This window comes from Roseovarius sp. A46, assembly GCF_004126395.1.
Classification (GTDB): domain Bacteria; phylum Pseudomonadota; class Alphaproteobacteria; order Rhodobacterales; family Rhodobacteraceae; genus Roseovarius; species Roseovarius nitratireducens.
The window spans coordinates 82,187-104,099 of the sequence record NZ_PVWS01000001.1 but is presented as its reverse complement, the minus strand read 5'-3'; the positions used below and the strand labels follow the sequence as shown (position 1 = coordinate 104,099).

Annotated in this window: 18 protein-coding genes; 11 read left to right on the top strand and 7 right to left on the bottom strand. The window is 67.4% G+C overall.

The genetic code is table 11. The annotated features are described in order from the left end of the window. Positions 1-6 precede the first annotated feature (6 nt). Both C6W92_RS00500 and C6W92_RS00495 read right to left on the bottom strand, forming a co-directional pair. Complete coding sequence (locus tag C6W92_RS00500) at positions 7-2,382, bottom strand: DUF2309 domain-containing protein (protein ID WP_129431128.1); 2,376 nt, start codon at positions 2,380-2,382, stop codon at positions 7-9. Between the two features lie 20 nt (positions 2,383-2,402). Beyond that, positions 2,403-3,941, bottom strand: a complete 1,539-nt coding sequence (locus tag C6W92_RS00495; protein WP_129431127.1) for a proton-conducting transporter membrane subunit — start codon at positions 3,939-3,941, stop codon at positions 2,403-2,405. A 102-nt stretch (positions 3,942-4,043) separates the two neighbouring features. On the opposite strand from C6W92_RS00495, the gene C6W92_RS00490 reads away from it, so the two are divergent. Next, positions 4,044-4,922: a LysR family transcriptional regulator gene (locus tag C6W92_RS00490; RefSeq protein ID WP_129431126.1), complete on the top strand. Its 879-nt coding sequence runs from the start codon at positions 4,044-4,046 to the stop codon at positions 4,920-4,922. Between the two features lie 69 nt (positions 4,923-4,991). Here the strand turns inward: C6W92_RS00490 and C6W92_RS00485 are convergent, their stop codons facing one another. The 5 genes from C6W92_RS00485 to tsaD form a co-directional block, all read right to left on the bottom strand. After that, positions 4,992-6,620 carry an AMP-binding protein gene (locus C6W92_RS00485; protein WP_129431125.1) on the bottom strand — a complete coding sequence of 543 codons (1,629 nt, stop codon included), beginning with the start codon at positions 6,618-6,620 and terminating at the stop codon, positions 4,992-4,994. A gap of 103 nt (positions 6,621-6,723) precedes the next feature. After that, positions 6,724-7,143, bottom strand: coding sequence for an EVE domain-containing protein (locus C6W92_RS00480; protein WP_129431124.1), 420 nt, complete (start codon positions 7,141-7,143; stop codon positions 6,724-6,726). Beyond that, complete coding sequence (locus C6W92_RS00475) at positions 7,143-7,412, bottom strand: YciI family protein (protein WP_129431123.1); 270 nt, start codon at positions 7,410-7,412, stop codon at positions 7,143-7,145. Before C6W92_RS00475 ends, C6W92_RS00480 begins: the two co-directional genes overlap by 1 nt. Next, entirely contained in the window at positions 7,412-8,368 is a 957-nt protein-coding gene (locus tag C6W92_RS00470; RefSeq protein WP_129431122.1) for an NAD(P)H-dependent glycerol-3-phosphate dehydrogenase, read from the bottom strand. The genes C6W92_RS00475 and C6W92_RS00470 overlap by 1 nt, the downstream gene beginning before the upstream one ends. Then, on the bottom strand, positions 8,365-9,459 hold the full coding sequence (gene tsaD, locus C6W92_RS00465; protein ID WP_129431121.1) for a tRNA (adenosine(37)-N6)-threonylcarbamoyltransferase complex transferase subunit TsaD: 1,095 nt from the start codon (positions 9,457-9,459) through the stop codon (positions 8,365-8,367). The genes C6W92_RS00470 and tsaD overlap by 4 nt, the downstream gene beginning before the upstream one ends. Positions 9,460-9,535: 76 nt before the next feature. Here tsaD and C6W92_RS00460 point away from each other — a divergent pair, with 76 nt between their 5' ends. The 10 genes from C6W92_RS00460 (at position 9,536) to C6W92_RS00415 (ending at position 21,900) form a co-directional block, all read left to right on the top strand. Then, positions 9,536-10,267 (top strand): uroporphyrinogen-III synthase, encoded by a 732-nt coding sequence (locus C6W92_RS00460; protein ID WP_129431120.1) that lies wholly within the window; start codon positions 9,536-9,538, stop codon positions 10,265-10,267. Between the two features lie 48 nt (positions 10,268-10,315). Beyond that, positions 10,316-11,707: a hypothetical protein gene (locus tag C6W92_RS00455; RefSeq protein WP_129431119.1), complete on the top strand. Its 1,392-nt coding sequence runs from the start codon at positions 10,316-10,318 to the stop codon at positions 11,705-11,707. A gap of 19 nt (positions 11,708-11,726) precedes the next feature. Then, complete coding sequence (locus C6W92_RS00450) at positions 11,727-13,232, top strand: heme biosynthesis HemY N-terminal domain-containing protein (RefSeq protein WP_129431118.1); 1,506 nt, start codon at positions 11,727-11,729, stop codon at positions 13,230-13,232. A gap of 10 nt (positions 13,233-13,242) precedes the next feature. Continuing rightward, the gene (locus C6W92_RS00445) at positions 13,243-14,976 is read left to right on the top strand and encodes an ATP-binding protein (RefSeq protein ID WP_129431117.1); all 1,734 of its coding nucleotides are present in this window, start codon (positions 13,243-13,245) and stop codon (positions 14,974-14,976) included. After that, complete coding sequence (locus C6W92_RS00440; protein WP_277815872.1) at positions 14,973-16,313, top strand: sigma-54 dependent transcriptional regulator; 1,341 nt, start codon at positions 14,973-14,975, stop codon at positions 16,311-16,313. The genes C6W92_RS00445 and C6W92_RS00440 overlap by 4 nt, the downstream gene beginning before the upstream one ends. A gap of 120 nt (positions 16,314-16,433) precedes the next feature. Next, positions 16,434-17,453, top strand: a complete 1,020-nt coding sequence (locus C6W92_RS00435) for a C4-dicarboxylate TRAP transporter substrate-binding protein (RefSeq protein WP_129431116.1) — start codon at positions 16,434-16,436, stop codon at positions 17,451-17,453. 74 nt (positions 17,454-17,527) lie between these two features. Continuing rightward, positions 17,528-18,160: a TRAP transporter small permease gene (locus C6W92_RS00430; protein WP_129431115.1), complete on the top strand. Its 633-nt coding sequence runs from the start codon at positions 17,528-17,530 to the stop codon at positions 18,158-18,160. A 12-nt stretch (positions 18,161-18,172) separates the two neighbouring features. Further along, a complete protein-coding gene (locus tag C6W92_RS00425) occupies positions 18,173-19,573 on the top strand; it encodes a TRAP transporter large permease (RefSeq protein ID WP_129431114.1) in 1,401 nt (466 codons plus the stop codon). Between the two features lie 82 nt (positions 19,574-19,655). Next, complete coding sequence (locus tag C6W92_RS00420) at positions 19,656-20,507, top strand: flagellar motor protein MotB (RefSeq protein WP_129431113.1); 852 nt, start codon at positions 19,656-19,658, stop codon at positions 20,505-20,507. A gap of 91 nt (positions 20,508-20,598) precedes the next feature. Next, positions 20,599-21,900 (top strand): flagellar hook-basal body complex protein, encoded by a 1,302-nt coding sequence (locus C6W92_RS00415; RefSeq protein ID WP_129431112.1) that lies wholly within the window; start codon positions 20,599-20,601, stop codon positions 21,898-21,900. Positions 21,901-21,913: the final 13 nt, after the last annotated feature.

The window sequence follows — 21,913 nt, the reverse complement described above, 5'->3', positions numbered from 1 at the left end:
GCGGGTTCAGGCCGCAGTCTTGCGCAGAGCTGCCTCCCACTCAAGCCCGGGCCGGTAACGCGCGGCCACCCGGCCCTCCTCCAGTGCCAACAGGTGCAGCCAGCCGTTGTCAAACAGCGCCCGCACCTCCGCGTGCCGCGTCAGCACATCCGCGATCGCCTCGCGCGGGGCCTCTATCATCACCGACAGGCGCAGCGGCTCGTGTACCGCGCGCTCGCCGTCATGGACGGCCTGCCACGGCAGGCCGGGGCGCAGGATGCCGCCATTTCCCTGCACCACACCGATCCCGCCCACCACGTTGTGGATGCGCTTGTTGCCGCCGCCAAAGACCACCGGCGCCACGGTCGAGCCGTAATATTGCAGGCTGATCCAGCTTGCCACCACCACCGGCGCAGTGAGGATCAGCTCCAGCGTGCCAAAACCCGCATCCGCCCGCCAGTCATAGCTGTGGAGGAAGGCGCGCCCGCCCAGATCGGCCCCGGCGGTCACCCCGCGCGGCGCGGCGACAAAGGCGGCGCAGCCCGCCAGGCCCCATTCCGGGCGCAACTCGGCCCAGTCCAGCGCACGCCGCGCCACCGTGTCGGCCCGCGCGCCGGGTAGACGGCCCGCCCGCTCCGCCCGCGCCACGCCCCCCGCCGCATTGAGCCACGCCCGCGCCTGCGCAATGTCGGCTTCATGGTCCGGGACGGGGGCGTCCTCGTAGAGCGTGACCCTGTCGGTGGTGGTGTCGTGTAGCCCGGCCATGAACAACGTGTCACGTGGCAGGTCGATGCCGTGCTCGGGCAGGCCCGCCCGCGTCTCGGGATCGTTGAGCAACGCGGCCAGGAGCCGCGCCGAGACCTCGCCGGTCTGCCCCCCGCAGGCGCCGCAATGATAGGCGCTCTCGTGCGGGTTGTTGGTCACCTGTGCCCCGTGACCGAGGAGCAGCACCAGCCGCGCGTGCCCCGTGGTCAGGCTCATCGCGCGCAGCACCATTGCCGCCGTCCCGGCCTTCTGAGCGGCGCCCAGGCCGCCCTCGATCCGTGGGGCGGGGTCGGGTGCGGGGCGCTCCGCCCCCAAGCCCAGTGCATCGCGCACCAGCTTCCAGCCATAGGCCGGGCCTGCCGCCTCGACAAAGGCAAAGGACGACACCGCCGCCTGCCGGAACCGGCCCCAGGCCCGCACCGCGCGGGCTGCGATGCGCGCCGCCTGCTCGACCTCGTCGCCGTCGTGGCTGCACGAGGTCAGCGCCGGTTTGAGCAGCACCGGCAGATGCGCCTGCGCCATGTCGGTGCCCTGCGGTTTGTGCGCCACCGGCAGGCCGAAGAACCCGGCAAACCCGATGGTCTCGATCCCGCCGCTCTGCGCCTCGAGCGCGCGGCGGAACACCTCCGAGCGCACATCGATGCAGAACGCAGCCTGCAGCGCCGGGCGTGCATCCTGCACCGTGGCCCCGGTCAGGGCCGCCGACAGGTGGCGCTGATAGGCGCGCTCGGCGGCGTCCTGAAGGATCGCGTCAATCGCTTGATCGGGCGTCACGGTCACCGGTTCGGCATGGGTGGCCACCACGTCCTGCCAGTCGCCTTCGACCTGCGGCGCATGGTCGATGAGTGCCTCCTCCCAGATCATGCGGATCGCCAGCAAGTCGGTGATGGTGGTGTCGCTCTCGCCCGCCATCTCGGCCTGCCACAGCAACCAGCGCGCGTGCTGCGCCCAACCGCCCAGATCCATCAACAGCCGGTGAAAGGCCGTCCCGGCCGCCGCTTCCGTCAGGCCCAGCCGCTCGGCGGCGCGCAGGATCGCCCGCTCCGCCGTGTCCGGCGCGGCGGCGACATGCGCGCAAAAGCCGGTGAGGCCCGCGATCTCCGGTGTCAGGTCATGGGTCGCCCATTCGCGCCACGCGGCAAAGGCCCCGCGCCCCGGCGCGGGCGTCCACAGCGCCTGCCCCCGGTCGAAATGCCCCGCCGCCCACAGCCCGAAGCTGCGTGCGATCACGGCGGGCCAGTCGGTGCCGGTGGCCTGTGCCGCCAGCTCCGCCACCGTGGGCAGGGCCTGCGGCTCGGGGCTTTCCGTGGCAAGCTTCGCCTTCAACAACGCCAGATCGGCGGGTTTAAGCGGTGACGAATTTGCAAAGAGCGCGGCGGCGAGGTCGTCATCGGTGATCTCGCCCGCCTCCACTTTCGCGGCATACTCGGCGCGCGGGCGGGAGAGGCGCACCCCCGCCACCCGCGCCAGCCGTGCGGATGCGGTGGCAAGGTCTTCCTGCGCCTGCCCGAGGAACGGGTTGACCGCCACGGTCGCGTCCAGCGGGAATGCGGGCGGGATGGCCTTTGCCGCGGCCTCGGCGCTTGTCAGCAGGCCCGAGACCCGGTCGGCGGCGATCTGTGTATGCTTGAGGAACATCTGTCTCTACTCCTGCCCTGTCAGTTGGATTTCACGGTTTTCAGCCCGCCAATCAGGCGATCGAGAACGGCGTTGAGGTAAAGCCCGTTGGCCAGGTGCACCCGCAGCCCGGCGGTCGAGGGGTGGTGCGCCCAGAGCGGGAACAGCGCCTGTGCCACCGCCACCAGCCCGAACGAGCCCAGCGCCAGCACGATGAGGCCCCACTCCAGCGGCCCCGGCGGGGGCGGCACGGGCAGATGCGTGCCCCAGAGCACCCCCGACAGGACGTGAAAGCCGAAATAGGCCACCGCCGCCGCCAGCGAGGCGCGCGCCGTGTGCCATGTCAGCGCTCGCGGTGCGGCATCGGCCAGGCCTTGCGCCACCAGATAGGCCACCCCGAAGATCAGTATCGCCCCCAGCGCCAGCGCCTGCGCCGATTTCGGCCCCGCGATGAGGCCAAAGCCGGTGGCCACCACCGCGTAGAGCACCAGTGCCAGCGCGAAGGACCGTGCCACCGCCGACAGCCCCGGCACCGCCACCGGCCCCGGACGCCGCACCGACAGCACCGCCCGCACCGCCCCGCCCGAGGCGAGGAACGCGTGCGCCTTGTAGAGCGAGTGCGCCACGATATGCAGCATCGCCAGCGCCCACAGGCCAAGCCCGCATTGCAGCAGCATGAAGCCCATCTGCGCCACCGTGGACCACGCCAGCGCGGTCTTGACCGCCGATTGGGTCAGCATCACCGCCGCGCCGAAAATCGCGGTGAAGCCACCCAGCATCACCAGCGCGGCCATCGCGCCGGGGCTTGCCTGCACCACCTCGGCCAACCGGATGAGCAGCAGCCCGCCGCCGTTGATGATGCCCGCGTGCAAGAGCGCCGAGACCGGAGTTGGGGCCTCCATCACCTCGGTGAGCCAGCCGTGCAGCGGAAAGGCCGCGGTCTTGAGCGCCGCCGCAATCACCAGCAACGCCACCGCGAGCTTGGCGGCGAGCGGCAGGCCCGCGCCCGCCGCCTGCGCAATCTCCGCGATCCCGATGGTGCCAAAGGCTTGCCACAGGAGGGCTGCGGCGAGGATCAGCGCCGCATCGCCCGCGCCCCACACGAGGGTGAACTTGGCCGCCGCGCGCCGCGCCTCGGCGCGCTCGGGGTAGAACAGCAAAAGCTGCCGGATGGCCAGGCCAGTGGCCGTGAAACCGGCGGCCAGAACCGCGAGGTTCGCGGCCTGAACCTGCAAGTTCACCGCCGCCAACGCGGCCAGCAGCAGCCCGTGAAACGCCCCCTCGCGCGCCTCACCGTCGAGGTAGCTGCGCGTGTAGCGCACCACCACCCAGCCGACGAACGAGACCAGCACCACCATCGTCGCGCTCACCGCGTCGAGCCGCACAAGGCCCGCCAGCGTGACCGGACCGGCAATCACGAGTTGCGCCAGCCCCGCAACGCCAACGACCAACGCGGCCAGCGCGGCCCCCTCCGCCAGCCGCGGCAGGGCCCGCGGACGGCGACCGGGCCGGGCGATGGCAAGCGCCGAAACGGCCAGCAAAATAAGGGGTGTGAAGAGGCTCAGAGGGGGCAGGTCCATATCTTGCGTCTCCTGTTCCAGAGGTTTGCAGGAGGAGATACGGCTTGCGCGTCTTCTAGAAAATTACATATTATGGTCATTAATGTTAGATAAAATAGAACAATGGCCCAACTGAACCTTCATCATCTCCGCCTGTTCCGCGCCGTCGCCCGCGACGGCACGCTGACCGGCGCCGCGCGCGGCCTCAACCTGTCGCAATCCGCGCTGTCCACGCAGTTGCGCACGCTCGAGGCGGCGCTCGGGCACGACCTGTTCGAGCGCCGCGGGCGCGGCCTCGTCCTTACCGAGGCGGGCCGCATCGCGCTCGATCATGCCGAGGCGATCTTTCGCACCGCCGACGACCTGACCGCTACGCTGGCGCAGGCCCCCGGCTCGCGCCGGGTGCTGCGGGTGGGGGCACTGTCGACCCTGTCGCGCAATTTCCAGATCGGTTTTGTCGGTCCGCTGATCGGGCGAGCCGATGTCGAGGTGGTGCTGCGCTCGGGCGCGCAGGGCGACCTTTTGCGCGGTCTGGAGGCGCTGACGCTGGACATCGTGCTCACCAACCTCGTGCCCGCGCGGGACGCGGGCAGCCCCTATCTCGTACATGCGATCTCGGAACAGCCCGTCAGCCTCGTCGGCACGCCCCCCGGTGCGGACGCGGCGCAGGATGTGGCCGGGATGCTGGCAAGCGAGCCGTTGATCCTGCCCACGCCCGAATCGGCGCTGCGGGCGGCGTTTGACGCGCTGTTGGACCGGCTGGGCGTGGTGCCCCGCATCGCCGCCGAGGCAGACGACATGGCGATGCTGCGCCTGTTGGCGCGCAGCGGTACCAGCCTTGCCGTGATCCCGCCCATTGTGGTGCAGGACGAGCTGGCCTCGGGGATGCTGGTGGAGCGCGCACGGCTGGAAGGGATCACCGAGCGGTTTCTCGCAGTGACGCTGCGCCGCCGATTCCCCAATCCGCTGGTGGCCGAGGTGCTGGACACGGCGTCGGTGTGATACGGCCCTCTTGTCGATTATGGGTCGCCAGCGCCCGGCACCAAGGTGCCGAGCACCGGCGGGAACCCCTCACATCCCCTTGGCGATCTGGCGCAACTCGAATTTCTGTATCTTGCCGGTCGAGGTCTTGGGCAGTTCCTGAAAGATCACCGCCTTGGGCGTCTTGAACCCGGCCAGCCGCTCGCGGGAGAACGCGATGAGGTCAGCCTCGCCAACTTCGGCCCCGTCCTTCAGCTCGACAAAGGCGCAGGGCACCTCGCCCCACTTGTCGTCGGGTTTCGCCACCACGGCACACAGCAGCACTGCCGGGTGCCGCATCAGCACGCCCTCCACCTCGACGGAGCTGATATTCTCGCCGCCCGAGATGATGATGTCCTTGGCGCGGTCGGCGATCTTGAGATAGCCGTCGGGATGCTGGAACGCGATGTCGCCGGAATGAAAATACCCGCCCGCAAACGCCTTCTCGGTGGCCTCGGGGTTCTTCAGGTACCCTTTCATCACGCTGTTGCCGCGAATCATGATCTCGCCGAGGCTCTCGCCGTCCATCGGGATCTGCTCCATCGTCTCGGGGTCCATCGCCGTGATGTCCTCCATCATCGGCATGAGGATGCCGGTGCGCGCCTTGATGGCATAGCGCTCCTCGTCGGACAGACCGTCCCAGCCGTGCTGCCACAGGCACTCGGTGACATGGCCATAAGTCTCGGTCAGGCCATAGACCTGCGTCACGGTAAAGCCCAGCGGCTCTATCGCCGCCAGTGTCGCGGCGGGCGGCGGGGCACCGGCGGTGAACACGTCCACCACGTGGTCGAAGTCACGCCGCTCGTCGTCGCGGGCGTTGACGATCATGTTGAGCACGATGGGCGCGCCGCCGAAATGCGTCACCCCCTCGTCGGCGATGGCGTCATAGATGGCTCGGGCGTTGATGTCGCGGCAGCACACCACGGTGCCGCCCAGCATCGGCATCAGCCAGACATGGTTCCAGTTGTTGCAGTGAAACAGCGGCACGATGGTCAGGTACTTGGGATAGCGCGGCAATTGCCAGCTCACCACCGTGCCCATCGTCATCAGATAGGCGCCACGATGGTGACAGACCACGCCCTTTGGCCGCCCGGTGGTCCCCGAGGTATAGTTGAGCGCGAGGCTCTCCCACTCGTCCTCGGGCATGATCCAGGAAAACTCCGGGTCGCCGGTGGCGAGAAATTCCTCGTAGCTCATGTAATCGGAATGCGCGTGCACCCCCGCGCCGTCATCGGGCACCTCGATGATCGCGGGGGCGGGCCGTTCCATGATCTCGATCGCCGCACTGAGGGTCGGCAGGAACTGCGTGTCGCACAGCACCACCCGCGCCTCGCCGTGATCGAGGATATAGGCGATGGTGTCGGCTTCGAGCCGCGTGTTGATCGCGTTGAGCACCGCCCCCGCCGCTGGCACGCCGAAATGCGCCTCGCAATGGGCGGGGATGTTGGGCAGGATGCTGGCGACCACATCGCCCGGCTCGACCCCGATATTCACCAGCGCCGAGGCAAGCTGCGAGACGCGCGCGTGATACTCGGCATAGGTCTTGCGGTGACCGTGATAGACCACCGCCTCGCGGTCGGGAAAGACATGGGCGGCCCGCTTCAGGTGCGACAACGGTGTGAGCGGCACGAAATTCGCCGCCGTCCGCCCCAGCCCGGTCTCGTCCTTCATCCAGCCCATCGCACGCCTCCCTTACTTGCGTCACACGCCTTTAGGCGATTAGCAGGAAGCATCGCTCTGAGGTCAAGAGCGCGTTGGCCAAGCGGCCCCGGATTGTTCCCATTCAGCCTGAAAGCCCGGCCATGCCGCAGACGATCCGCCATTCCTCGGCCGTCACCGGCTGCACCGAGAGGCGCGAGTTGCGCACCAGAACCATCTCGGACAGGCGCGGATCGGCCTTGATCATATCGAGCGTCACCGGCTCTCGCGCACTCTCCAGCGCCTTGATGTCCACACACTCCCACCGCGGATCGTCGGTGGTGCTGTCGGGATGCGCCCCGGCGACCACCTCTACGGTGCCGACGACCGCCTTTTCCTTTTGTGAATGGTAGAAAAACCCGCGATCGCCCACCGCCATCTCGCGCATGAAATTGCGCGCCTGGTAATTGCGCACGCCGTCCCATTCCTCGCCCGCGTCGCCCTTGGCAAGCTGATCCTGCCATGACCAGGTGGACGGCTCGGACTTGAACAGCCAGTAGCGCATCAGATCACCTTCTTCCACGGGATCAGCTCGACGCCGGAAAACAGCTCGGCCTTGGCATAGGGGTCGTTGTTGGCCCAGTCCTGCGCCGCCTTCATGTCCTCGACATCGAGGATGACCAGCGAGCCCACCATTTCGCCCTCGTCATTCAGCAGCGGCCCGGCCTGAGACACCACGCCGGTCTCCTTGAGATAGGCGACATGGGCGTCACGGTTGTCTAGACGGGTTTGCAGGGCGCCGGGCTTGTCGCGGGCGATAAGGGCTATCAGCATCATTCTTCCTTCAGTGGCCTGGACAGCAGCATATCCACCGCCTGCGCCACGCGCAATTCACCTGCGACCAGCGCGGCCACCGCCGCCGTCACCGGCATGTCGAGGCCCAGCGCGCGCGCGCGGCCCAGCACCGCCCGCGCCGTCGCCGCCCCCTCCACGGTGATCGCCGGGTCAAAGGCATCGCCCCGCCCCAGGCTCTCGCCGTAGCGATAGTTGCGCGACTGAGCGCTCGTACAGGTTAGCGCCAGGTCGCCGAACCCCGACAGCCCTGCCAGCGTCTCAGGGCCCGCGCCCAAGGCATGGGCCAGCCGGTTCATCTCGGAGAAACCGCGCGTCATCAGCGCGGCGCGCGCACTCTCGCCCAGGCCCGCGCCCATCACCGCGCCGCAACCGATGGCGATCACGTTCTTGAGCGCACCGCCCAGTTCCGCGCCGATGGTGTCGGTGGTGCGGTAGAGGCGCAGGGTGGGCGTGGTGAGCGTGGCTTGCAGCGCCTCTCCGGCCGCCGCATCGGCACAGGCCAGCGTTAGCGCCGTGGGCAGACCAAGGGCGATGTCGCGCGCGAAACTGGGGCCGGTGAGGATCGCCGGGGTGGCCTGCGCGCAGGTCTGCGCGATGAGGCCGGTGGGGCCGAGGCCGGTGGCGAGGTCCATCCCCTTGCAGCAGGCGACGAGGGGTCGCGACCCGAGCGCGTCCTGATGATCGCGGAGAAAACCCCCCAGCGTCTGCATCGGCATCGCCAGCAGGCAGGGGGTATCGCCGCCGGGCACCTCGCCCGAGACCACGGTGATGGCCTCGGGCAGGGCGATATCGGGCAGGCGGCGATCGTTGCGGCCCGTTGCGCGCATCTCGGCGGCATGGGCCGCGTCGCGCGCCCAGAGCGTGACGGGGCCGTTTTGCGCCAGTGTCACCGCCAGGGCCGTGCCGAACGCCCCCGCGCCGCAAACCAGGATCATGCCTTAGCCCCCTTCTTGCCGCTGCCCAGCATCGCCGGACTTGCCGCGTCGAGCGGCCATCGCGGGCGCGCGGCGAGGCGCATGTCATCGCGATGGCCCAACCGGTAGAGCGCGCCGCCGGCATAGGCGATCATCGCCGCGTTGTCGGTGCATAACTCAAGCGGCGGCGCGAGGAAGCGCGCGCCCGCCTGCGCCGCCACGTCTTTCAGGGCCGCACGAACGGGGCCGTTGGCCGCAACGCCGCCCGCCACCGCGATGAGCGGCGCGGGCGGCGCCTCCTCCATGTAGAGCGCCAGCGCGCGCCGGGTCTTTTCCGCCAGCACGTCGCAGACCGCCGCCTGGAACCCGGCGCAAAGATCGGCCCTGTCCTGCCGCGTCAGCCCGCCCTTTTCCGCCACGACCGCATCGCGCGCGCGCAGCACCGCCGTCTTGAGCCCGGAAAAGGACAGATCGCACCCCGCCCGGTCCAGAAGCGGGCGCGGGAACCGGAACCGGCCCGCGTCGCCTACCGCGGAGGCGCGCTCCACCTCGGGGCCGCCGGGCTGCGGCAGGCCCAGAAGCCGCGCCACCTTGTCGAACGCCTCGCCCGGCGCGTCGTCGATGGTGCCGCCAAGGCGGCTGAAATCATCCGGCCCGCGCACGATGAGGAACTGGCAATGCCCGCCCGAGACCAGCAGCATGAGATAGGGAAAACCCGCTTTGTCGGTAAGCCGGGGTGTCAGCGCATGGCCGGCGAGGTGGTTGACCCCAACGAGCGGCAGGCCAGCGCCTGCGGCGATCCCCTTGGCGCACATCACCCCGGCGAGCACCCCGCCGATCAGGCCCGGCCCGGCGGTAACCGCCACCACGTCCACAGTGGCAAGCGTAAGGCCAGCGCGCGCCATAGCCTCGCGCACCGCAAGATCGAGCTTTTCGGCATGGGCGCGGGCCGCGATCTCTGGCACCACGCCGCCGAAATCCGCGTGCAGCGCCGTCTGCCCGTGCACCACGGAGGACAACACTTGCGCAGAGTCGCCGTCGAGCCGCACCAACGCGGCGGCGGTATCGTCGCAACTGCTCTCGATCCCGAGTATGGTCAGCGGCGTGCTCATCCCGGCCCTGCTGCATTGCCCCGCGCGTCTGCGGCAGGTAACACCTTATCAGGAGGCTAACAACTGCGGAGCGATCATGCCCCTGCGCCTGCTCATCACCCGGCCCGAACCCGCCGCGACCCGCTTCGCCAGGGAATTGCGGGCAGAGTTTCCGGGGGCAGAGGTGCTCGTCTCGCCACTCATGCACATCACTTATGACGGCACTCTTCCCACGCTTGCCCCCGGCGAGGTGCTCATCTTTACCTCGCGGCACGGGGTCGAGGGATTCTGCCGCCTGTCGCCCCGGCGCGACCTGCCCGCCTGCGTCGTGGGCGAGGCCACGGCAGAGGAGGCGAGGCAGCGAGGCTTTTCCGTGATCGCGGTGGCCGAGGATGCCGAGGCCCTGCTCGACCTTCTCGCCGACGAAGGGGTGGCGGGGCCGTTCCTGCACGCACGCGGCGCGCATGTAGCTGCCGATATCGTCGGCGCACTGCGAGAGGCGGGACGCGCCGCGCGTGAGGCGGTGGTCTACGACCAACAGGCGCTACCGCTGAGCGACGCCGCCCGCACCATGCTGGAAGGCGACGCTCCCGTGATCCTTCCCCTGATGTCCCCGCGCAGCGCCGTGCTCTTCTTTGACGTGGCGGGCACCCCGCGCGCACCGCTCTTCGTCGCGGCGATCAGCCGCAACGTGGCCGCACGCATCCCCGACGGCGTTGCACATCGCGTGGCAGTGGCCCGCACGCCGGATGCCCGTGCACTGGGCATCGTGCTGAACGATCTGGCGAAACACGCCAAGCGGGTTGAGAGCCACAAGGGGGCACAGTAAGGTCAGGTTGACAGTCGAGCGTGACAAGATTCGAGAAGGTGGCGTGCCGTGGCAAGAAAGAAGAAGTCCGAGACGGACAAACCCGACGCGCCCGAAGGCGCAGCCGAGGATGTGACCGCCCCCTCCGCCGCGGCGCAAGACACGCCCGAGACCACCGAAACGCAAGCGCCTGACACTGCATCGGATGCCGCCCTCTCCAAGGCGGGCGAGGACACGGTCAAGGATACCTCGGCCCCTGACGCGCCTGAGCAGGACTCCCCCGAAGCTGAAGAGGCACAGGAAACGGAAAGCGAGGCGGCCGAGGGCGGAGCCACACCTGACGCAGAGCCCGCAGACGACGCCGCGACGCCGGAGGGCGAGGCCTCCACGTCCCCATCGGACGAAACGGGTGAAACCCCGCAAGGCGAGGACGGAGAACACCCGGCAGAAGAGACCGGCCCACCGTCCCCTGAGCATAATGAAGAGCCCACACCCGTGGTGCGTACCGAGCAGGTCACGGTGCGGCAGGGCGGGTTTTGGTCGATGTTGATCGGCGGGGTCGCGGCAGCGGGGATCGGCGTGGCGGCGGCCCCTTATATCTACCCTCACCTGCCGGTCGGGCAGGAGGCCGCACCCGCACCCACGCCCGCCGATGAGGGGATCGAGACGCGGCTCGACGAGCAGGCGCAGCGGATTTCCGATCTCGGGGCACGGATCGACGGGTTGCCGGAGCCGGCAGATCCCTCCGACGAACTGTCCGGGCTGAGCGAGACCGTGACATCCTTGGCCGAACGGGTCGCGAACCTGGAGGTTCAGCTCTCGAACCTCGAGATTCCGCAGGTGCCCGAGGCTCTGGATACCACCGCCACCGACGCGGCGCTCGACGAACTGCGCGACAGCCTCGCCGCGCAAAGCGCCGAGATCGAGGACTTGCGGGCGACGCTAGAGGCCGAGGAGCAGGCGGCCCGCGACAGTGCCCGCGCGACACTGCAGCGTGCGGCGCTCACTCGGGTGATGACTGCGCTTGACACCGGCGACGCCTTCGACACCGCGCTCACCGATCTGCGCGACACGGGGGCCACGGTGCCCGATGCACTCGCGGAGGTGGCCGAAACCGGCGTGCCGACCCGGGCGCAGCTTGTCGAGAGCTTCCCCGAGGCTGCGCGCGCGGCGCTGGCGGCGGCGCGCGCCTCGGATACCGGCGACGGCGCGTCGGTCGGCGATTTCCTGCGCGCGCAGCTCGGTATCCGGTCGCTCAAGCCGCGCGAGGGCGATGGGCCGGACGCCATCCTGTCGCGCGCCGAAGCCGCGCTGGCAGAGGGGCGGACCGGCGATGCGCTGGCCGAGATCGAGACCTTGCCGAAGGACGCGCGCGCCGCCATGTCCGGCTGGGCTGCCAATGCCACCACGCGACGCGACGCACTGGCCGCCGCCGAGGCGCTGTCGGCGGAACTGAATTGAGTTTGAAAGGGCGGGTCTGATGCTTTGGTCCATCGTGAAGGTTGCAGTGTTCATCGCCCTTGTCGGGGCCATCACCTTCGGGGCGTCCTACCTGCTCGAACTCGAAGGCGGCGTGCGCATCGTCATGGCGGGGATCGAGGTCAACCTCACGCCCATCAAGGCGGTGATCGCGCTGGGCATCCTGGTGCTTGCGATCTGGCTGCTGATGAAGCTGGCAGGGATGCTGGTGGCGGTGCTGCGCTTCATCAACGGCGACGAGACAGCCCTGTCGCGCTATTTCGATCGCAACCGTCAGGAAAAGGGCTATCGCGCATTGGGCGAGGGCGTGCTGGCGCTTGCCTCGGGCGAGGGTGACAAGGCCGTCCTGCAGGCAGCCAAGGCAGAGAAATTTCTGCACAAACCCGCGCTCACCGATCTCATCACCGCTCAGGGCGCGGAGATGGCGGGCGACAAGGCAAAGGCCGAAGCGGCGTTCAAACGCCTGCTCACCAACGAGAAAACCCGCTTCGTTGGGGTGCGCGGCATCCTGCGGCAAAAGCTGGAGGCAGGTGAGACCGACGCCGCGCTCAAGCTGGCCAAGACCGCGTTCGCGCTCAAGCCCCGGCAGGTCGAAATACAGGACACGCTGTTGCAGCTTCAGGCCGACAAGAGCGACTGGAAGGGCGCGCGCGCCACGCTGGGTGCCAAGCTCAAATACGGCGCACTGCCGCGCGACGTGCACAAGCGGCGCGATGCCGTTCTGGCGCTGTCGGAGGCACGCGACGTGCTGGACGAAGGCAAGACAATCGAGGCGCGCGAGGCGGCGATAGAGGCCAACCGGATGTCACCCGACCTCGTCCCGGCTGCCGTACTGGCCGCGCGCGGCTATGTCGAGGCGGGCAAGAAGCGCGCCGCCGTGCGCGTCATCAACAAGGCCTGGCTGATGCGGCCGCATCCCGACCTCGCCGCCGCCTTCGCGTCGATCGAGCCGGACGAGACGCCGCAGGCGCGGCTCAAGCGCTTCGCCAAGCTGCTCAAGGTGCATCCTGACGACCGCGAGACGCGGCTTCTGGAGGCGGAACTGTGCCTCGCGGCAGAGGATTTCCCGGCGGCGCGGCGCGCGCTCGGCGACCTCGCGGAGGTGGAGCCGGACGCCCGCGTGCTGACGATCATGGCGGCGATCGAGCGCGGCGAGGGTGCGTCGGATGCCGTGGTCAAGGGCTGGCTGGCGCGGGCGCTGGGCGCGCCGCGCGGCCCGCAATGGTGCTGCGACAACTGCCAGCACATCCATGCTGAGTGGCAGCCCGTCTGCGAGAACTGTCATTCATTCGATACGCTGAGCTGGCGTGCGCCGCCCGATACGGCGGTGAGCACGCCCACCGGGCTTGAGATGCTGCCGCTGCTGATCGGTCCGGTCGAAGAGCCGGCGGAAGAGGACACCGCCACCGAGGACACCGCCGAAGAGGACGAGACGGTGCCCGATGCCGAGATCGTCGAGGACGCCCCCGGGACGGATGAAGCGGAACCGGCCGGGGAGCGGCGGTGACGGCTTCGCGATGCGCCTGACACTCCGGGCTCTGGTCGTTCTGACGGCACTGGGCGTCATTCTTGGCGTATTTCTGATCTCGCTGGGCTTCTTCCGCTCGGAAGAACAGGCCAAGGCGGAGGGCCGCCTGTCGCTCTATCGCAGCATGGTGATATCGGAGATCGAGCGGTTTTCGCACCTGACCTATGTGTTGGCGCGGGACCGGCACGTGATGGACACCGCCGCCGGGCGCGCAACGGATGTGCTTGACCGCAGGCTTGCGGCCTTTGCCGCGGAATCGGGGCTCGACGCGATCTATCTCATGCGCCCCGACGGCGTGACCATCGCCGCCTCTAATGCCGGGACACCGGAAAGCTTTGTGGGGCAGGATTACGGATTCCGGCCCTATTTCCAGACCGCGCTCGCCGGTGGACAGGGACGGTTCTACGGGATCGGGGCGACGACCGGCCTGCCGGGTTATTTCATTGCAGATCCGGTACGCGGACCCGGCGGAGAGACTCTGGGCGTGATCGCGATCAAGCTCGACCTCACCGATCTGGAGGAGACGTGGCGCGCGGCGGGAGAGCAGGTATTGCTCGCCAACCGCGACGGCGTGGTTCTGTTGTCCTCCGATCCCGGCTGGCGGTATCGCGCGCTCGGCACGCTGGATAAGGAACAGCGCGCACGGATTGCGCGGGACCGGCAATTTCCGGGGCAGGCGCTCGCACCGCTCGACTGGCGGCCCGCAGACAATGGGCGCGCCGTGATCGGAGGGGCGGAGCGGCTGCACCTCTCCGGCATGTTGACCCCGCATGGATGGGTTCTGCACTACTTTGCCGATGACAGCGCCGCTGTCACGCGAAGCTGGCTTCTGGCCGGAATCGTGACGACACTGGCCGGAGGTGGGCTGCTTGCCTCGCAGGTGCGGCGCACGCGGCGGATCGGGGCGGCACTGCGCCGGTCCGAGGCGGAGGAGGCACAGCTTCGCGAGGCCAACGAACGGCTGGCAGTCGAGATTGAGGAACGCCGGGCAGCCGAACGGCGACTGGCACGGACGCAAGACGAGCTTGAGCGCGCAAGCCGTCTGGCAGCGCTGGGACAGTTGGCCGCCTCTGTCACGCATGAGCTTGGGCAGCCGATTGCGGCAATGCGCAATCACCTAACGGCGGCGGAGATCGGCGGGCAGAGCGAGGGGCGGCTCGCGCCGCGGATCGCCGCTATCGTTGACCGGATGGAAGGGATTACCCGGCAGCTCAAGTTCTTTGCCCGCAATGACCGCGAGGAATTCGGCCCGGTCGACCTGTTCGCCGCGGTGCAAGCGGCGCTGGCGCTGGTGGAACCCAATATCTCACGGGTCGCGGCCACGGTATCGGTAAGCGCCCCTGATAAACCGGTGACTGTGCGCGGCAATCAACTTCGGATCGAACAGGTGCTGACCAACGTGCTGCGTAACGCTATCGACGCGGTCGAAGATCGCGACGTGCGAAGGATCGAGGTGCGGGTCGCGCTGTGCGACGGCGCGGGACGGGTCGAGGTGCGCGATACCGGCCACGGGCTGGGACAGGCGCGGCTCGAGGACTTGCAGGAGCCGTTTGTCACGACCCGCGAAAGCGGGCGCGGCATGGGGCTCGGGCTTGCCATCTCGGCCAATATTGTTCGCGCGCATGAGGGGCGGATCAGCGCCCGCGACGCCGAAGGCGGCGGCGCGGTGTTCTGCATCGACATCCCGCAGGAACGCGACGACGCCGGAGCGAGCGCGGCGTGAGCGGCCCGGCGATCCCCCGCATCCTCGTTGTCGAGGATGACCGCGCAATGCGCCTGTCGCTGGTCGACCTGCTCGATGCGTCGGGCTGGCAGGTGGAGGCACTGCCGCGTGCCGAGCGTCTGATCGAGCGGCTGGCGGAGTTTCAACCGGATGTGATCCTGTCGGATGTGCGGATGCCGGGCATGTCGGGGCTCGAGCTTCTGGACAGTCTAGACCGCGATCTCGCACCGCCGCTGGTGCTGATTTCGGCGCATGGCGATATCGCGATGGCCGTCGATGCGATGCAGCGCGGCGCCTATAGTTTCGTCGAAAAGCCCTATGAGCCGCGCCGCTTGCTCAACATCCTGCGCCATGCCGCCGATCAGCACGCGATGCGCCGCACCAATGCGCGGCTCAAGACGCGGCTGATGCAACTATCGGGGCTGGACCGGGTGCTGCTCGGGCAGACGCCCGAGACCGTTGCCCTGCGCGAGGATGTTCTGGACCTGTCGCAAAGCGGCGCGGCGGTGATGTTGCAGGGCGAGACCGGCACCGGCAAGGAACTGGTGGCGCGGGCGCTGCATGACCTGGGCACGCAGGCCGAAGGGCCGTTCGTGGCGCTCAACTGCGCCGCGCTCGCGATCGAGGGCTTCGAGGCCGAGATGTTCGGCACCGGGGGCGGAGCCAAGGGGCGGTTGCAGGGTGCGGATGGCGGCACGCTGTTCCTGGATGAAATCTGCACCTGCCCGATGCCGGTGCAGGCCAAGCTGTTGCGGGTTATCGAGGACAAGCAGGTTCTGCCGCTGGGGGCGGAGACGCCGGTGCCGCTGTCGTTCCGGGTGATCTCGGCAACCAACGAGGACGCCGAAGAGGCGGAGCGCGAAGGGCGGCTGCGTGCCGATCTGCTCTATCGGCTCAATACCACGGTGATCACCCTGCCCACGCTGCGGCAGCGGCGGGATGACGTGATGCTTCTGGCGGCGCGGTTCCTTGACGAGTTTGCCCGCGTCTACGAGACCCGCGTGCCCGACCTGACGCCCGAGGACAGTGCCGCGCTGCTGGCCCATGACTGGCCGGGCAATGTGCGCGAACTGCGCAATGTCTGCGAGCGCCGGGTGCTCATGGCGCGGCGCGGCGGAGGTTCGGTTGCGCAGGCACTGCGGCGCGATTCGGTGAGCGACGATGTGCCTGACACGCTGCGCGCCGCCGTCGCGGCGTTCGAGCGCGAGTTGATCGCCAAGGCGATCACCGCACACGAGGGTCGTATGGACGCGGTGGCGGAAACGCTCGGCATCGGGCGACGCACCCTCAACGAGAAGATCGTCAAGCTGGGACTGGACAAGGAGGCGCTGCTGTAGTCACCTTGCGGATATCCGCAGGGCGGCTGCCGGGGCATGCGCGGTTTTCTTCATAGCCATCGGGACGGGCATGTCCCAAGGTAGCGGCCATCATGACGCATGAAATCTGGGAGGAAAACCATGCAGAAATATCTTAGCTATACCGCCGTGGCCGCAATCAGCCTTGCCTTTGCCGGTGAAGCGATGGCAACCGAGTGGAACGTTTCGCTCTGGGGCAAGCGCCGTGCATTCACCGAGCATGTCGAGAAGCTGGCCGAGCTTGTAAGCGACAAGACCAACGGCGATTTCACCCTCAACATCAGCTATGGCGGCCTCAGCAACAACCGCGAGAACCTCGACGGTATCTCCATCGGGGCGTTCGAGATGGCGCAGTTCTGTGCCGGGTATCACCGCGACAAGAACCCGTCTATCACCGTGCTGGAGCTGCCTTTCCTGGGCGTCGAGACGCTGGAGCAGGAGCGCAAGCTGTCGATGGCGCTCTATGATCACCCGGCAGTCGAGGCCGATCTCGCGCGCTGGAACGCGACGCTGCTGATGCCTTCGCCGATGCCGCAATATAACCTCGTGGGCATGGGCGACGCCCCCCGCAGCCTTGATGATTTCGAGGGGCTGAGCGTGCGCGCCACCGGCGGGATCGGTGCGGCGATGGAGGCCGTAGGCGCGGTGCCCACCTCGATGACCGCAACCGAGGTGCGGCAGGCGATGGACAGTGGCGTGGTCAAGGCCGTGGCCTTTGCCCCGCACGCGCACATGGCCTTCGGCACCATCGAGAACGGCGACTGGTGGACCGCGAACCTCAACCCCGGCACGGTTAATTGCCCGGTCGTGGCCAATACCGATGCGCTCGAAGGTTTGTCTGACGAGCATCGCGAGGCGCTGTTGGGCTCGATCGACGAAGCGCTCGACCACTATGTCGACAACTACACGAACAACACGATGGAAGCCTGGGGCCCGGCGCTCGAAGAGCGCGGGATCGAGGTCATCAGCTTCGACGAGGCGTCACTCAAGGCGTTCGAAGAGGCCGTGGCCGGCCCCGCCGCGGCTGCGTGGATCGAGGACATGGGAAACCGCGGCCTGCCCGCGCAGGATCTCTATGACTTCGCCACCGACAAGCTGGCCGAGCTGAAGGGTGGCTCCTGAGCCTGACCTCTCTGGCCCGCTGCGCAAGAACCGCAGCGGGCCGATTCATGCAGGGATAGCGGGGGAGACGAGCGATGGCGGGTGTGGCCTCTGTGCTGTCGGACGACAGCACGCTAAGCAGGCTTGATCTTGGACTCTACCGGGTCGAGCGGCAACTCGCTCTGCTGAGCGGGATCGCGGTGTTCTCGCTCATGGTGCTGGCGGTGGTGTCCGTGGGGGGGCGCAATTTCTTCAATCAACCTCTGCCCGGCTACGTGGACTGGATCGAACAGATCATGCCGCTCATCGCCTTTATGGGCGTGGCCTACACGCAGCGCGACGGCGGCCATATCCGCATGGATATCTTCGTCGGTCTGTTTCAGGGCCGTGCGCTATGGCTGATCGAGTTGATCACGACGCTGGCGGTCCTGCTGCTGATGCTGCTGCTGGTCTGGGGAAGCTGGGCGCATTTCGAGCGCAGTTTCGACTGGAACGCGCCATTGTGGAGCCGCGACAGCACGATCGACATCGCCCTGCCGATCTGGCCCGCCAAGATTCTCGCGCCGATTGCCTTTGGCGTTCTGTCGCTGCGGCTGGCACTTCAGGTCTGGGGGTTCGCGCGCGCGCTCGTCACCGGAGCGGAGCGCCCGGTCGCCGTACCGCTGATCGAGGACGTGGCGACACAGGCCGCGCGCGAGGCCGCGCATGTCAGCGGCCATGACGAATAAGGAACCCGCCTGATGGAGCCCATCGAGATCGGACTTGCCGTGACCGGCCTGATGCTGGTCGTCGTCATCCTCGGCATGCGCGTAGCATTTGCCGCCGCGCTGGCCGGGATGCTGGGGCTAATCTGGATATTCTGGTCCAAGAAGGGCTATGCTGGCGACGAATTCATCTGGGCGCTGACAGTCGCGGTCAAGACCGCGGGTCAGGTGCCGCATTCCAAGGTGTCCAGCCAGGCGCTGAGCCTTATCCCGACCTTCATCCTGATCGGATACCTTGCCTATTACGCGGGGCTGACCAAGGCGCTCTTCGAGGCAGCGAAGCGCTGGATCGCCTGGGTGCCGGGGGGCCTCGCGGTCTCGACCGTGTTCGCCACCGCGGGGTTTGCCGCCGTGTCCGGCGCGAGCGTGGCGACGGCGGCGGTGTTTGCCCGGATCGCCATTCCCGAGATGCTCAAGATCGGCTATGACAAGCGCTTTGCCGCTGGCGTCGTGGCGGCCGGCGGAACCCTGGCGAGCCTCATACCGCCATCAGCGCTCCTGGTGATCTACGCGATCATCGTCGAGCAGGACGTGGGCAAGCTCTTGCTCGCGGGCTTCATTCCCGGCGTTTTTTCGGCCTTTGTCTATGCGTTCCTCATCATCGGGCTGGCGCTGACGATCAAGGGGTTCGGCCCCCCGGTGAGCGGCTTCTCCTGGCGCGAGCGCTTTGCCTCGCTGCCACCTGCCCTGCCCATCGTCTTCGTCGTCGTGACGATCATCTTCTTCGTCTACAACCCGTTCGGCGGCGATGCCTGGGGCACGCCCACCGAGGGCGGTGCGATCGGGGCCTTTGTCGTGTTCCTCATGGCGGTTTATCGCGGGATGCGCTGGGCGGAGTTGAAGGATGCGCTGCTGGAGACAGCCAAGCTCTCGGTGATGATCTTCACCATCATCTGGGGGGTGCTGATCTATGTGCGCTTTCTCGGCTTCGCCGATCTGCCGTCGGCCTTCGCCGACTGGATCACCTCTCTCGCCCTGTCGCCGATGCTGATCCTGATCTGCATCCTGCTCGCCTATGCGGTGCTGGGCATGTTCATGGATGCAATCGGCATGCTGCTGCTGACGTTGCCGGTGGTCTACCCGGCGGTGATGGCGCTCAACGGCGGGGCGATGGTTTCTGCCGCGGACAGCACCTTCGGCATGTCGGGGCCGATGTGCGCGATCTGGTTCGGGATCCTGGTGGTGAAGATGGCCGAATTCTGTCTCATCACGCCGCCCATCGGCCTCAACTGTTTCGTGGTGGCCGGCGTGCGGCCCGACCTGAGCGTGCAGGACGTGTTTCGCGGCGTCACGCCGTTCTTTGTCGCCGACGCTGTCACTATCGCGCTTCTGGTCGCGTTCCCGGCGATCGTGCTGTGGCTGCCAGGGCTGGCCTGAACCGGTAAAACTTGACGAATTAACAGCCCGTTAAACGGTCATGTGCTACGCCTTGTTCCGGGTGTGAAACAGGTGGTGAGTTATGGACGCGCGCAGCAATGCGGCGCCGGTCATCATCAAACGGAAGAAGGTCGTGAGTGGCGGCGGGCATCATGGGGGTGCCTGGAAGGTGGCATATGCCGACTTCGTCACCGCGATGATGGCGTTCTTCCTGCTGATGTGGCTTCTTGGCGCGACAACCGAAAAACAACGCAAGGGCATCGCCGATTACTTCAGCCCGACCGTGCCGATAAATCGGGTATCCGGCGGCGGCAGCGGCGCGTTCGGTGGCGATACCGTCTTCTCTGAACAGAGCCTGGCCCAGAGCGGAACCGGCGCGGAGAACCTGCATAGTACCGAAAGCCACCAGGCCCGCGGCGATACCGGCGTGATAAGCGACGGGGCGAGTGTCAGGTTAACCGAAGCGGACGCCGCCGCATTCTCCGAAATCGACGACCGGCTCCGGGGCCGCAGCGGCGAGAGCCTCGCCTCCGATGACGTGCTCCGCCACATCGTGACCCGGGTCACCGACGAGGGGCTCATCATCGAGATATTCGACGTGGGCGACGCGACGCTTTTCGTGTCTGATCAAAGTGAGCCGACCGACACCTTGCGCGAGATCGCGCGAGTCATCGCAACGGTCGCCACTCCGATTGTCAACGACATCGCCATCGCCGGACATACCCGGGCGCGGCCTGTCACCCTCGTCGACAACCCGGTCTGGGACCTGTCGGCGGCACGCGCTAACCGGACGCGGATTCTGCTTGAGGATTCGGGGATCGCGCGCGCACGCATGCGTCGGCTCACCGGCCATGCCGACCGCTCTCCGGCAACGGCGGATCCCATGTCGCCGCGCAACAACCGCCTGGAGGTGACTTTCCTGCGATCTCTCTAAGAACACTTGATTTTAGCGATTAGCGCCATGTTAAGGCAACGCGCCTATGACTGTGTCGAGACGATGCTCGATCCAGTTGAAAGGCGTACCCATGACAATTTCCTCTTCCCTGAATGCCGGCGTCGCGGGGCTCAGTGCCAACGCATCCCGCCTGACGGCGATCTCCGACAATATCGCCAATGCCTCGACCTTCGGCTATCGCCGCGTCGAGACGAGTTTTGACTCGCTTGTCGTCAGTGGCAACGGCGGGAATTACGCGGCGGGCGGCGTGCGCGCGACAACGGAACGGCTCATCGACCAGGGCGGCTCGCTCGTCACAACCGACAACCCCACCGATCTCGCGGTGCGCGGGCGCGGCTTCATACCCGTTGCGTCAAGCAGCGAAGTCGCGGTCTCGAACGGCACGCCGCAGATGCTCCTTACGACGACCGGATCGTTTCGCACCGATGCCGAGGGACGGCTCGTCACGGCGTCTGGCCTGACGCTCCTTGGTTGGCCCGCCGGTCCCGATGGCTCGATTCCCTCTTTCCCGCGGGACACCAGCGAAGGTCTGGTTCCGGTCCAGATCAATGCCAACCAACTGACCAGCGAACCGACAACGGCAATCACCCTCGGTGTCAATCTTCCAGCGACCGAAACCAACGCGGAGGCCGATGGCGCCCCGCAGCAACTGTCGATCGAGTATTTCGACAATCTTGGCCGGTCGGAAACTATCCAAGCGTCCTTCACACCGCAGATTCCGGCAAACGGCACGTCCAATATCTGGACCATGACTCTCAGAGATTCGGCGAGCGGCAATGCCGTCATTGGCGAGTACGAGCTCGAATTCGCCGATTCGCGAGCCGCGGGCGGCACCCTGCTCGACGTGACCACTATCAGCGGCGGGGCTTACGATCCGGCCACGGGCAGCCTGATCGCAACTGTCGACGGGGGGCCGATCGAGATCAGCATCGGTCGCCCGGGCACGACCGAAGGACTCACACAGCTCTCCGACAGCTTCGCTCCGCTCTCCATTTCCAAGGACGGCTCACCCGTCGGGAACATGGTGTCCATCGAGGTCGATGGCAACGGGTTTGTCCACGCCACGTTCGACACCGGTGTGACACGAGCGATCTTCCAGGTTCCGCTCGTCGACCTGCCCAATCCGAATGGGATGGTGGCCCTCGATCGTCAGACCTACCGGCCCTCCCTCGACAGCGGCAGCTTCTTTCTCTGGGATGCCGGCGATGGACCCACCGGCGATCTCATTTCCTTCTCCCGGCAGGGATCGGCCACCGATGTCGCGCGCGAACTCACTGACATGATCCAGACGCAGCGCTCCTATTCTTCCAATGCGCGGGTGATCCAGACCGTCGACGAGATGCTGCAGGAAACGACCAACATCATCCGCTGATTGCCGACCCTCG